The following is a 13,148-nucleotide window of genomic DNA, read 5'->3' as shown; positions in this document are numbered from 1 at the left end:
AGAATAAGACAAGAATCTGATTAAACACTCGGTATCCGATCAAATTATAAAAAAAGGACCGCTTTTTTTGGGAAGGGCGGTCCTTCCGATAAATTACCTGCAGATTTTGGCTTTTTGTTCGGCAGTTAATTCAGCTGTGTTGGCGACGCTAGCAGTTTCGGCAGGAGGCGTAACTCCCAATATTTTTCCAACAACACTGCTGGTTACGCTAGATTTTGGATTTAATTTTTCTAATTCTGCCAATAACTCTTTGGATTCTTCAATGGCGGGCGCAATAGCCGCGTCGCCTTTGGCATAATTTTCCAGAGCCGATATATTTTGTTTTAAGTCGTTTATAAGTTTGGCGCGTTCGCCCACAGGATTAAACAAAGCAAAACTTTCGCCTTGGATGTTGCCCAAGCCGGTTTTTTTTAAAATAGTTTCTTTGTACGTATCTGGCAAAATAGTTGCCGCTAGGTATGTGCCCCCGCCTATTAAGGCTGTGTATAGTAAAAGTCTAAACATATTGTTATAATAATAGCACAAATTCGAAATCCGAATATCGAAATTCTAAACAAGTTTTAATATTCAAAATCCAAATTTTTTAAACGGTTTATTTTTATAATTTGGAATTTAGATATTGTTTCGTATTTCGTGCTTCGGATTTAGGATTTAAGCCAATGCTAAATAAAATCAAACAGCTTTTTTTGCGCGAGAATCGGATAACAGAATATGCCGCTGGAATATTAACAGTTTTGCTTTTAATAGTTGCCTTAAATAGTTTCTGGGATTTATTAGCTAGGCTCGGTTGGGTTAGCCCCATAGCCCAAGATATTAAAACCATAACTGTTAATGCCGAGGGCGAAGTTACAGTTACGCCCGATACTGCTAAAATAAGTATAAGCGTGGTGACCGATGGCAAAACCGCCGATGCAGTTCAAAAGAATAATACCGAAAACATGAATAAGGTTATAGATTATGTAAAAGGCTTGGGCGTGGAAGCTAAAGATATTAAAACTACATATTATAACCTTTACCCCAGATACGATTATGTAAATGGCCGGCAAGTTCCCGCAGGTTTTTCGGCTTCGCAATCGGCCGAAATTAAAGTGCGCGATTTAAAAAAAGTAGGCGAGATAGTAACGGGCACAGTGGCTCGGGGCGCCAACCAAGTTCAAGGTATAGATTTTTTTGTGGATGAGCCCGAAAAATTTAAAGCTGAAGCCAGAAAGATGGCGTTTGATAAAGCCAAAATTAAAGCCAAAGAAATGGCTAAACTTGCGGGCGTGCGTTTGGGCAGGGTGGCTACGTTTTCCGAATCTTACAACGGCCAGCCGCCAATATTTTATGAAAAAGCCTATGGTATAGGCGCGGGCATAGGCGGTGGAGGCGTGCCAGACATCCAGTCGGGTAGCCAAGAAGTTGCGGTTAACGTGAGCGTGGTCTTCGAAATCAGATAATTATGCCAATATACGAATGTATGCGAATGCTACGAATAAGTTACAAATATTCGTGAAGCCATTAGTATAATTCGTATCAATTTGTAGATTAGTATATTGTTTATGGATTACGATTCACAAAAAGGGCCAGTAATAGATCCTTATGATTCTGCTACTGGGAAATCAAAAGAAAAAATTATGCTGGCTATGGGCGCAGTTGTTTTAATTGGCGCCGCTTTTTATTTTATTTTTTCTGGCAGTGATTCTGGGTCTGGCGCAAAAAATAGCAAGGTTAAATTAATAGATCAAACTATAAACGAAGTTGAGGGGGTTATTAGTTCTATAGATATAAAAGCCAGTACTTTTGTTTTGCTAGGCAGTGATGCTAAAGAATATACTGTAGCTACCTTTCCCGAAACTATGTGGGATGGCAAAAAAGATTCTATTTTAAAAAAGGATACCAAGGTTAGAATAAACTTTATAGATGCTCAAAAATCTATAGGCATGCTTTACGCGGCCAATATAGAAAAAATTAAATAATTTTAATGCTAAATTTTTCTAAAGCCAATTTAAAAAATATTAAACTTATTAAGTTAGCCCCTTATTTAATTTTTACTGTGGCTGTTATGGTTTCGGCTTTTATACTTTTTTCTAGCCAAGTAGATGCTCAAATAAGTGATACTTCGGATTCCGATTCTAGCTATAGTCAGTTAGCCGCAGTTTGTTCATCGGGGTATTATTGTTCGGGCAGTCAACGCTGGTATAGAGCGCGTAATTGTTCAACCAGATATATCCAAACTTGTTCTTATGGTTGTTCCGGGGGATCTTGTAATCCAGCACCTCCACCTCCACCACCAAGTTGTTCGCCAACAAATGCTACTTGGAGTGGCTGGACCGATACTAGTAGCTGTACGCAATCTTGCGGCGGTGGAACCAAAACACAGTCTAGAACTTGCCAAGGCACGGCTTCTTGCGGTGGTACGAATTATTGTGTCGGTCCATCCACACAAACTGTTTCTTGTAACACGCAAGCTTGCCCAGTAAATGGCTCTTGTGGAAGCAATGCAACCAATTATGCATATAATGCTGGTGGATATTCCGGAAGTTTTTGTAGTTCTGGTTCGGCGAGTCCATCTAATCCATCGTTCCCATCGCAAGGTGGTTCTACAAATTGGAGTTGTTCTGGTTCAAACGGAGGCTCTAATGCTTCTTGCACAGCTACGCGTTCGCCAGCACCACCAACAGTTTCTATTTCTGTTAGTCCATCAACAATCACACAAGGTTCGTCGGCAACATTAAGCTGGTCGTCTTCGGGTGCTTCTAGATGTAATGTTACCAACGTTGGTTCGGTTCAGCCAAATACATTCGGTGCCACAACTGTTTCTCCAAGCTCTGGCACAACATATACCATGTCTTGTTCAAATTCTAGTGGCACAACTTCTGGATCAGCTAGTTTAACTGTAAATATAGTAATACCCTTTACCTATACGGTTTCTGTATCAAGGGGGAGTGATGGCAACATAAGTATATTGAAAGGAAACACGAGTATATTTGCGGTAACAACAACAAAAACTGGAGGAACTACTCAACCTATTACGTTATCTGTTAGCGGTTTGCCCAGCCAAGCAAATGCTTCGTTTAGTCCTAATCCCTGCGCTCCGAATATTAGCTGTTCAATAAGTATGACGATTTCTACAACGTCAAATACTCCCGCAGGAACTTTTCCGATAACGGTTACCGGTTCTCCAAACGGTACTAGTGCTACTGTAAATTTAGTTATAACAGCTCTAACACCAACCGCCGATGTTAAAGCCAATAATTCGGATGCTTCTATAACAATTGCTTATAATACTGCGGCTACTATATCTTGGTCTTCTGGCAATGCTTCGGCTTGTTCTGTTTCACCCAGCGGTTGGACGGGAACTTCGGGTTCTCAATCAAGCGGAAACTTAACTTCTGGTAGAACATACTCTATTTCTTGCTCTGGCACGGGCGGTACTAGTCCAACAGATACCGTTACTGTTAATGTTTCACAACCGCCAGCTCCAACTGCCACTTTGCAGATATCTAATAACCCCAATGGCGGTTATGCCAGCTCGGCTAGTATTAGCTACAATACCGCGGCTTATCTAAAATGGTTTTCCACTAATGCCGGCAGTTGTTCGGTGTCGCCGGGTGGTTGGAGTGGCACCTCAAACACATACGGTCAAAGTACGGGCAGTTTAACTCAATCTCAAACGTATACATTAAATTGTACTGGCGCTGGAGGCACCACGTCTGCTCCCAGTAGCGTTACCGTTAATGTTGCCGCGCCGTCTTTAAACGTTAACTTTTCTGTTACGCCAACGTCTGGTTCATCGCCTTTAAATACCACGTTTTCGTCTAGCGTAAGTGGCCAAGCCATAGGCACAATAAATTATAATTATTGGTGGAATTGTGGTTATAACGGTACCAGCATAGCTGGCATAGAAGTTTTTTGCGGAACTTTGCCGCCAGTACCTCCGGGCAATTGTGCTTCAAATTTGAGTGGTTACAGATGTGCGGGTGTAAATACAAATCCTCAATCTATGGCTCATCAATATGCTTGCGCTTCGGGTACGTGCAATTATAACGCCAAAGTTATTGTTGAACGCGGTTCGGCTTCGGCGGTTCAAGCGATTATTCCTGTTTCGGTTTCATTGCCAGGGCTTAGTGTTTCGTGTGCTCCGGGAAAATTAAAAACAACCAAAGGTGAGAGAGTTATTTGGACAAGCAGTGTAACTGGTGGCGGTGGTTTTGGAACATATACATATTCTTGGGGCGGAACGGCTCCCTTAGCAGGGCAAACTTCTGCGCTTGGCGATACAACGTACACAACTGCTGGAACAAAAACTGGAAGTTTAACCGTAACGTCTAGTTCGCAAACCAGAACAGTAAATTGTTCTAGTTCGGTTGATGTGAGAACACCGGGGATAAAAGTTTTGCCTCCATTATCTACTATTAGAATTGATAATACACAACAACTTGTTAGTGAATATTATCCGTATGGATGCAACTCATCAGGCGTTTGTGATACATCTGGATCGGCCGATGTTTCTAATAGTGCAAGTTGGAGCTCAACAAATTCGGCTGTTGCTAGTATAAACAATACAAGCCAAAAAGGTTTGGCTACAGGAGAAGGCACAAATAGTCAAACAAGTGCTTCTGCAACAATATATGCAAATTATACAGATCAATATGGAAATTTAATTTCAGCTAGCACGTCAAACGGAACGACGGCTTCGGTTACTGTTACCACCAGAGCCGCTCCTGTTTGTAGTCCAACTTCTTCTACAGGCTCAACTGGTCAAAATATAACTTTTTCATCTGATAATTCTGGAAACCCAGCTCTTGGTTATTCGTGGTCAGTTACAGGTGGTTCACCTGCAACTGGAACAGGAACTAGTTTTATAACTAAATTCAACAGTGCTGGCACATATAGTGTCGTTTTAAAAAATGGTTCGTTATTAGATGCCTGTAGCGTTGTTGTTTCTAGTGCTTACGTAACTATTACAGACCCGATCACACTCACTCCAAATCCTAATAATCAAGCAGTGCCAGTTAATGGTGTAGATATAAGCGCAACCATTACAAGCAATGTTAATAGTTCTAGTAACTTTACATTCTATTGCAATCGTTCAGATGCTGGAACAAATGTTATAACGGGTTACGCCGCAAAACACGATGGCGTGCCTGCCGGCACGTTAAGTAAAACTGCAGTAGACGCTTGTAATTACACAACACCCGGAACATACACTGCTAAAGTTATTGTGGAGCGTGGTGGCGCGGTGGCCGAAAGAAGATATGCCTTTACTGTTTTACCGGCGTTAAGCGTAGATATTAAAGCCGACAGTTCCGATGGACCAATTTCTATAGAATCTGGAACATCGGCTACGCTTTCTTGGAGAACAACCAATGCCGTAACTTGTTCGGCTTCTGGTGGCACAGGTCCAAACTGGAGTGGCTCTAAACCTGTTGCTGAATCTGTTCCGTATTCGCAGTCTACAGGAGTTCTTTCTGTGCCGGGAGAATTTAAATTCACAATAACTTGCACAAGTTCAGATGGCCGCACTGCTTCGAATGATGTATATATCACAGTTAATCCAAGCTTAAGTATTACTTCGTTTACTGTTTCGCCAGCTGGCAAAGAAACTCCGGGCTCTGGAAATAATATGTCGGTTTCAATTTCTAGCAATATAACAGGTGTTAGCAATAATTATACTTTTTATTGCAATAAATCTGGCCCAGATTCCGACACTGTAGTAACAGGCGGTTGGACTCACAAAAAAGATGGCGAAAGCTCTATGAATTACGATCCTCCAGCATGGCCTTGCCATTACTCTTCGGCTGGTAACTATACGGCTAAAGTTATTGTGGAGCGTGGTGGAATTTCGCGCGCTGCCCACGTAGATATTGTTGTTCTGCCAAATGTTGCGCCAACAGTTAATGCATTTTCTCCATCGGCGCCAAGTAATTATTGTGTGGCTCCATTTGGCTGGACGTTAAGTTGGAATTTTTCCGATGCTGGAGGCGATACGCAATATGCTTACCAAGCTGTAATAACGGATCAAGGCACAGGTGGCGTGGTTAAAGATACGGGGCAAGTTGTTTCTTCTTCTGGTTCTTATAACATTCCACTGGCCACTCTAGACTTTAATAAAACTTATGATTGGCGCGTAACGGTTTGGGAAAGCGATCCCGCGCGTTTAAGCGCCCAAGCCAATGGTTCTAGTTTTACAACAATTAAACACGCCGCTCCCGCCTTATCGTTTAGTATGTTGCCTTTGCGGGCATCTAAAGACGAACCAATTACATTTACAGACACAACCACAGTTAGCGGGGGAGCAACTAAGACAGCTTGGAATTGGGATTTTTCGGAAGCAGCTGGAGCTACGGTAATTGGCCCAACAAATGCTTCTACGGCTTCGGCTAGTTTTTCTACACCGGGATCAAAAAATATTAAGCTTCGTGTTACAGATTCCGATGGCTTAGTTTGTGAAAAAGGTTCTAACGAAAACAATCCTGCCGATAATCTGCCCGACATAAGCATCGGCCGAAGCCTCCCTTCGTTCAAAGAAATCTTGCCCCGTTAGTGAACTTTGGCTGTTCTTAATACTTCGACCTTGTGTCGAAGTTGCCAAAGTTCTACTACGGGGATACCCACGATAAAGATTTAAATAAAAAAATTCCCCTCTCTAGTTATAGAGAGGGGAGATAAGATTTTGGTGATTGATCATAGTTCAGAACAGCAGATCAATCACTGCTTCGATCTTGGGCTTGGCCCCTGTGAGTTCGGCCTTGATTGTTTTGCTTGCCTCGCCAACCCACCTAGGGGGTGATTGTTCTTCCGTGCCGACGATACCATAATGGATTCTGGTATCAGCCCACCGATTCAGATCGTGATTCAGTTGGCGCAGTGCCCCTATGGTTAAGAGACAACCCCAGAAGCCCATTATGAAGAAAAAGAACGCTATGCGCTTCACTCTGCCTCTCAAGGCCTGATCCTGTTGGTCCTGAATGTGGGTTGCAGATTCCATCGGGATATCCTCCTTTAAGGGATGATTTAGTAAGGAAAAACCTTACTATTTTTGGTACTGTAACAAGTATAGCATATCATTGCTCTACTTGTCAAGTAGTGGCATAATTTACAATAAAAGACCTTAATTTACTAAACCAAGGTCTGGTCTTAGTGTGCTTAGGAGTATCAATCTATTGTCAAATAATATATTTTTTAGTATAATAATTTATACAAAAATATGCCTAAATACCGAGAAAGCGTACTAAAAAATGGATTAAGACTAATCACTTCAACCAATGAAAGCGCCTCTGTTGCTATAGTTTCGTTGTGGGTAAAAGCCGGCGCGCGACACGAAAAAAAAGATCAGCTGGGTTATACTCATTTTCTAGAACATTTGCTTTGTAAAAAAATAAATAATCTCTACAACGAAACTGGCAGGAAACAAGTAGGCGCTTACACCAATGCTTTTACCAGCCGTGAAAATACTCATTTTATTATAGAGTTACCAATAAAATATATGGATGATTCTATAAAAGTTTTAAGCGCGCTAATAAATGATTTTGAAATAAGTACTGAAGATTTTGAAATAAACAAAAAAATTATTATAGAAGAAGCATTGATAGACGAAAACAAACCAATTAGAAAGTTTAATTTTTTAGTATTAAAAAACTTTTTTAGCGCACACCCGCTTTCTCAAGAACCAATCGGCTCTATGGATGTAATAAAGGGTTCAACAATAGGACAACTAAGAGAATACCAGCGCAGTTATTTCACACCGGAAAGGAGCGCTATCATAGTAATAAGTAACTTACCTCATAAACAAATTCTGGCAGAAACAGAACAATATTTTGGATCGTGGAGTAGTAATTCAAAATCAGAAACAGAAAAACCTGTGTTGGTTTTAAATAATCACGAAAACTATTTATATGTATCTAACCAAACAGAACAAACAAGAATATTATTAAATTTTCATACCCCAGGAGGACTGAACCTAAAAGAAGAAGCCGCGCTGGCAATAATAAGTAACTACCTAGGTTTTGGAACTAAAAGCTTTTTATCTGAAAAATTGAGACACGAAACAGGCTTAGTTTATACTGTAAATACCTTCAACACCAGATATACAGATGCAGGAATTTTCCAAATCCAAACAGCTTCTTCTAATCCATCAAAAACGGTAAAAATAATATTTGATTCAATTTATAATTTCTTACAAAATATATCCCCGCAAGAAATCGAAGAGACTAAAGAAAAAATATACAATGTTTTTGATCGTTTTTATTCAAGCTCAAAAAATGAACTTAATTTTTTAGGGGAAGGACTCAGCTTGTTCAATAAATTATTTGAACCGGAGAACTATAAAAAAATAATTAGAGAAACCACTTTTGAAGAAGTGGTAAAGACAGGTAAAAAATACTTAAAAAAAGATAACAGTTTATTGACAATTTTAGGTCCAGAAGATATAAAAAATAGGATTTGATTACATAGTGTTAAGTGTGGTTATATAGGTTATCAAACAATGTACCTTGATAAACGAGAAAGGAGAACGTGGTGGCCACCGAAGATCTAGAAACCAGCAGAATAACCCTTAAACCGATTGAGGATTCTGATTATCCCACTTTACACAGATGGCGTAATGAATCACGGTTTCTGGCTTTGTTTTCAGCGAAACGAGAAGTTGTGAGTCCGGAGAATTTTACCAAAGAACTAGCTAGGGAATTTGAACGAAATCGTCATCTACAGTTCATAGTATTGCGTAAAAAAGACGTTGTGGCTCTAGGAACAATATTCTCTTTCAATTTCAACCATATTGATGGATATATATTTGTAAATGTCTATATTGATGAGAATTATGAGAATAGGGGCTATGGGGCCGAAGCTATCGTTGTGATAGTGCGTTATTTATTTAAATTTCTACCAATCCATAAGATTTGTTTTGAAGTTTTTGAGTATAACTGCCTTTCCCTTTCAACAATGAGAAACGCAGTTTCATCCTATGGTTTTTGCGAGGAAGGCTGTTTTAAGGAACATAGGTTTTTTGATGGTAAGTACTATGATGTTTTCCGTTTCGCGATACTTAGAGATTCGTTAGATAAAATAGAATCTTTACTCCAAAAGTTTAAAAGTAGGGGGCAACCATTGACGTAGATATTTTAAGGTATATATTTAAAAGTTGTAAGCTAACTAGTAAGTTCTTTCAATATCAAACTGGCGAAAGGAGGTGATATAAATGAGCCAACTACGCTTGGGCGGCGGAGACGGGGATTCCGATTACCAAGACTGGGATGACGGTCCCGCCGAAGAGCAAGGAAATGACGGCGATGACGATGCCGATACCAGCAATAGCTGATTCTGTCGGCCGACCAGTAACTCCGTGTTCCTTCCTTAAAGGTATGCTCTAACGAGTATACCTTTTTCTTTTTCCTATTGTGGATAATTGCTAACTTGCTTTTGCTTATCTTTTATGGTATCATAAAAACATTCAAAACCACGGCTAGTCCTTTAAAAAATTCCTAAAAAGGTCAGACCTTAATCCCTAAGACAAGGTCTGACCTTAAATCTTAAGAGGAGGAAAAAAGTTGAAAAAATATATTTTCACTTTAGCCATTGTTATGGCTTGGGTAACTTCTGTATTTTCTGAAGAAGTACCAACCATAACCGCAATAATGGAAAACGGCCACAGCAGTAACAGAGTAAACATAGTCTTTCTTTCAGAGGCTTACACGGCTTCTATGAGAGAAAGATTCTACAGCGATGCTAGGTTGGCGATTGATAATATGTTTGAACGTACACCTTACAAGGAGTACAAGAAGTTTTTCAATGTGCATCTGATATGGGCAGCTTCTCAAGATTCACTTCTTTCTGCTGTAGAATACGGCCAGACACCCAAAACTTATTTTGGGCAGTTTGGCGGTTATAACCCGAATCTTGAAATAATAGAATCTATTTCCAGAAGTTTTTTTGGCAAAGAGGATCCAATTGTTTCAGTTTTAATTGTAAACGATTTTGCTGGTGCTGAGGCTGCGCAGCCTCCTGGCCTATCTTTAATAGGTATAGCTACTTTAGGTGCAGGAATGTTACGTGGTGATCCGAAACCTTTTGTTCCCGAGCTATATGCGAGTACATGTGCGCACGAATTAGCGCACGCTCTAGCAGGTGTTCAAGATGAATACACAGGTCTTCTTGCTATGAAGCCTGGTCAAACCGAAAGAAGTTTTGGAAGTACTGTTGGTTTGATCAATGTAACCACCGAAACAAAATTCAATCTCATAAGGTGGAAACATTGGATTGATCCAACAGTTCCTATTCCAACTCCATCTGTAGATGAATTTGCTGGTAGGGTTGGTTTGTTTGAAGGTGGTGGAGGATTTGCATCTGGATGGTATCATCCAGAGCTTAAATGCACTATGGGTGCTTACGATCCAGATGTTGAACCTAGGCCCCAGTTCTGCAAGGTCTGCCGTGAAGCCATCGTCAAAGCCATCTACAAATACGTCAATCCGTTGGCGGATTTGGCGGTAGATGTTGGCGAGCATACCACCACTTTCACAATAAGGAATATGCCTCAGCCGACGGATCATAATTTAAGAATCCAATGGTTTGTGGATGGGGTAGTTATGCCCATAGCCGATGATGCCACAACTTTCCAGGTTACAGACACGAGTATTGGCTATGGTCAGCATACTGTAAAAGTGGAAGTGACAGATACAACCGAATTCGTTCGGTACGATCCCGATAAGTTGCTGGTAAATTCTAAGGAGTGGGAAGTTGTTTCTTTACCCATTCCAGATTTTACTGGCGACGACATGGTAGATTTCGAAGATTTTTTCCTCTTTGCCGATTACTTTGGCCGAAAAGCTCTTACCCAAGAGGTTCAGCAATATGACCTCGATTGGAATGGAGAAATCGGCTTCGGCGATTTCTTCCTCTTCGCCGACAGCTTCGGCAAATCTCTATAGAGGCTAAGCCTCTATAGAACCCCCCTGCTTGAAACACAAGCAGGGGTTTTTAATTTGAGTTTTTAAAGTTTTGAATACATATTTCAATCTTCTTATTTAAAAAGACAATCCTCCTCTTTAATATTATTTTTGTTTTTATAATCTTCCCACACTCCAAGGTATGCTCTAGTAATTCTAGGACGGTTTAAAAGATTAAATTTACCAAGATACTTGTTTATCTTTTCTGGTTCACCTTCAAACTCAACAAAAAAACCAAAAGGGAGTTTATCGAAAGAAATCACTATATCTTTTTTAAAAATATTTTTTCTTTTCTTTTCAAAAATTATTTCTTTACTAAATCCTAAAGATTTTATCATCTCTCTTAATATTTCTATTTTTTCCCCTCCAGTCATTTTAACTTCCATTTCTTCTCGCTCAAAAAATTTAACGTTCTTTTTTATTTTTCTTTTTACAGTTAAAATAACTTCTTTTTTCTTTCCATCTATATATTTTATTCTTGGAAATATGCCTTCTTTTATATTTGAAAAATCTTTTTTAAAATAACCAAAAGTTCTTTCCAAGTGGAAACCACTAGAAACAGGAGTAAGGTTTTTAAATTCTTTTGATGTTAATTCAATTTTAACTTCTATTTCTTTCATAACTTTTATAATTTTTCTAATCAACTATACCTAAAATATAACTAATTGACAATAGTTATATGTAGTAATACACTTTAAACAGTACTTTTTATACTAAACAAATCACAAGGAGAAAGTATCATGTTTACTAGGCTTTCTGGACCTATAAATGTACAGTGGGAGCTTACATCTTGGTGTAATCATAACTGTATTCATTGTTATAACTATTGGCGATCGGAAGAGATAGGCAGTCCTGTTTTTGAGGTTAATGATAGTATTTTTTGTCTTGTTGAAAAAGAGGTGGTTGAAAATAATGTTTTTAGTATTACCTTAACCGGTGGGGAACCCCTGCTTGTTATTCCTAGGATCAGTAATATATTAAAAAGGATGAGATCAAGAGGAATAACCTTCAATTTAAATAGTAATATAACTTTATTAACGCCAAAAATGATTTATTTGTTAGGAGAGCTGGGTATTAAATCAGTTTTAACATCTCTTATGTCGGCTGATCCTCAAATAAATGATAAAATCTCCCAAAGGAAAGGTTCTTATAAAATAATTGTTAAAAAGATTAGATTTGCTGTACAAAACGGGTTGGGTGTTTCTGTTAACATGGTAGTTACAAAAGATAATTTTCACACTATTGAAGAGACAGGAAAATTAGCTAAAGAACTAGGAGCTAAAACTTTTTGTGCTACAAAAGCTTCTGCTCCTAGTAATTGTCTTGATTTTAGTGAGTTTTCTATAGATCAAGCCCAGTTAACGGAAATGTTTGGAGTGCTTTTACGTATTAGAGATAAGTACGATATTAATGTTGATTCTTTAGAACATTATCCAACTTGTGTGTTTCCAAACAATGATGCCCGCGCCACGTTTGGTTTTAGAAGTTGTACGGCTGCTAAAACTTCTTGTTCAATTGGTTTTAATGGCGAAATTCGTCCTTGTTCTCATGCTTCTATGGAGTATGGAAATATTGCAGATGGATTAAAAAATGCTTGGAATAATATGCATGCATGGAGGGATGATTCTCTTATACCCATATTATGTAAAGATAAATGTTCTGCCTTCCCATTTTTTTGTGGAGGTGGTTGTAGAATAGAAGCTTATACTCATAATAGAGGTTTAGGGGGTAAGGACCCTAGTTGTTTGGGCTGTATTAATCGCAATTTCCATGTGATAAAAAATAAGACTAAAAATAAAGGAAATACTTTATATAGAGTTTCTGATGAGGTGCGTTTTAGGCCAGAAAGTTTTGGTGCAATAGCATTTTTTAACCAAAGAAATTGGTTATCCATAGATCATAGAATGTATAAAATTCTTATGGAATCGAGGAATGTTGGATCTAATATTGACCCTAGTGTTATTTCTAAGGAATATGGTGTTATTATAAAAGAAGCAGAGGAAACGATTTCTAGGCTTGTAAGTAGTAAAATCCTAGTTCCACTTCAACCATGAAAGGGGGTGAGAATAATGCCAGCAGGTATTGTCCAGCTAAAGCATGGACATGATGCTAGTGCGGTCATGCCCGATAGCTCTTGCGATTGCGATTGTCACGACTGCGACGATTGTGTGGAATGTGACAGTTGCGATTGCGATTGCATTGACGGAGATTGATCATGAT

The 13,148-nt window shown here is 39.1% G+C and carries 10 protein-coding genes; 7 read left to right on the top strand and 3 right to left on the bottom strand.

Features of this window, described 5'->3' with window-relative positions:
* Positions 1–93: 93 nt before the first annotated feature.
* Positions 94–504 (bottom strand): hypothetical protein, encoded by a 411-nt coding sequence (locus Q8Q95_00410; protein ID MDP3764071.1) that lies wholly within the window; start codon positions 502–504, stop codon positions 94–96.
* 155 nt (positions 505–659) lie between these two features.
* Here Q8Q95_00410 and Q8Q95_00405 point away from each other — a divergent pair, with 155 nt between their 5' ends.
* From Q8Q95_00405 to Q8Q95_00395, 3 genes are all read left to right on the top strand, one after another.
* Positions 660–1,439, top strand: coding sequence for an SIMPL domain-containing protein (locus tag Q8Q95_00405; GenBank protein ID MDP3764070.1), 780 nt, complete (start codon positions 660–662; stop codon positions 1,437–1,439).
* A gap of 102 nt (positions 1,440–1,541) precedes the next feature.
* Positions 1,542–1,958, top strand: a complete 417-nt coding sequence (locus tag Q8Q95_00400) for a hypothetical protein (protein MDP3764069.1) — start codon at positions 1,542–1,544, stop codon at positions 1,956–1,958.
* A 5-nt stretch (positions 1,959–1,963) separates the two neighbouring features.
* Positions 1,964–6,529, top strand: coding sequence for a hypothetical protein (locus Q8Q95_00395; protein MDP3764068.1), 4,566 nt, complete (start codon positions 1,964–1,966; stop codon positions 6,527–6,529).
* Positions 6,530–6,676: 147 nt separating this feature from the next.
* Here the strand turns inward: Q8Q95_00395 and Q8Q95_00390 are convergent, their stop codons facing one another.
* Positions 6,677–6,973, bottom strand: a complete 297-nt coding sequence (locus Q8Q95_00390; GenBank protein ID MDP3764067.1) for a hypothetical protein — start codon at positions 6,971–6,973, stop codon at positions 6,677–6,679.
* Positions 6,974–7,192: 219 nt separating this feature from the next.
* Between Q8Q95_00390 and Q8Q95_00385 the strand changes: the two genes are divergently transcribed.
* The 3 genes from Q8Q95_00385 (at position 7,193) to Q8Q95_00375 (ending at position 10,910) form a co-directional block, all read left to right on the top strand.
* Positions 7,193–8,431 (top strand): pitrilysin family protein, encoded by a 1,239-nt coding sequence (locus Q8Q95_00385; protein MDP3764066.1) that lies wholly within the window; start codon positions 7,193–7,195, stop codon positions 8,429–8,431.
* 71 nt (positions 8,432–8,502) lie between these two features.
* The gene (locus tag Q8Q95_00380) at positions 8,503–9,099 is read left to right on the top strand and encodes a GNAT family protein (protein MDP3764065.1); all 597 of its coding nucleotides are present in this window, start codon (positions 8,503–8,505) and stop codon (positions 9,097–9,099) included.
* Between the two features lie 431 nt (positions 9,100–9,530).
* Positions 9,531–10,910, top strand: a complete 1,380-nt coding sequence (locus tag Q8Q95_00375; GenBank protein MDP3764064.1) for a M64 family metallopeptidase — start codon at positions 9,531–9,533, stop codon at positions 10,908–10,910.
* A gap of 92 nt (positions 10,911–11,002) precedes the next feature.
* Here the strand turns inward: Q8Q95_00375 and Q8Q95_00370 are convergent, their stop codons facing one another.
* Positions 11,003–11,548: a hypothetical protein gene (locus tag Q8Q95_00370; protein ID MDP3764063.1), complete on the bottom strand. Its 546-nt coding sequence runs from the start codon at positions 11,546–11,548 to the stop codon at positions 11,003–11,005.
* A gap of 120 nt (positions 11,549–11,668) precedes the next feature.
* On the opposite strand from Q8Q95_00370, the gene Q8Q95_00365 reads away from it, so the two are divergent.
* Positions 11,669–12,982, top strand: coding sequence for a radical SAM protein (locus Q8Q95_00365; GenBank protein MDP3764062.1), 1,314 nt, complete (start codon positions 11,669–11,671; stop codon positions 12,980–12,982).
* The last annotated feature ends 166 nt before the right edge of the window (positions 12,983–13,148 follow it).

The organism is bacterium (genome assembly GCA_030697795.1).
Classification (GTDB): Bacteria; Patescibacteriota; Minisyncoccia; order JACQLN01; family JACQLN01; genus JACQLN01.
This window is presented reverse-complemented; position numbering and strand designations above follow the sequence as displayed.

What these genes read in the sequence shown, in the direction of transcription:
- Q8Q95_00410 (MDP3764071.1), bottom strand. Translation starts at nt 504, where the DNA reads ATGTTTAGACTTTTACTATACACAGCCTTAATAGGCGGGGGCACATAC.
- Q8Q95_00405 (MDP3764070.1), top strand. Translation starts at nt 660, where the DNA reads ATGCTAAATAAAATCAAACAGCTTTTTTTGCGCGAGAATCGGATAACA.
- Q8Q95_00400 (MDP3764069.1), top strand. Translation starts at nt 1,542, where the DNA reads ATGGATTACGATTCACAAAAAGGGCCAGTAATAGATCCTTATGATTCT.
- Q8Q95_00395 (MDP3764068.1), top strand. Translation starts at nt 1,964, where the DNA reads ATGCTAAATTTTTCTAAAGCCAATTTAAAAAATATTAAACTTATTAAG.
- Q8Q95_00390 (MDP3764067.1), bottom strand. Translation starts at nt 6,973, where the DNA reads ATGGAATCTGCAACCCACATTCAGGACCAACAGGATCAGGCCTTGAGA.
- Q8Q95_00385 (MDP3764066.1), top strand. Translation starts at nt 7,193, where the DNA reads ATGCCTAAATACCGAGAAAGCGTACTAAAAAATGGATTAAGACTAATC.
- Q8Q95_00370 (MDP3764063.1), bottom strand. Translation starts at nt 11,548, where the DNA reads ATGAAAGAAATAGAAGTTAAAATTGAATTAACATCAAAAGAATTTAAA.
- Q8Q95_00365 (MDP3764062.1), top strand. Translation starts at nt 11,669, where the DNA reads ATGTTTACTAGGCTTTCTGGACCTATAAATGTACAGTGGGAGCTTACA.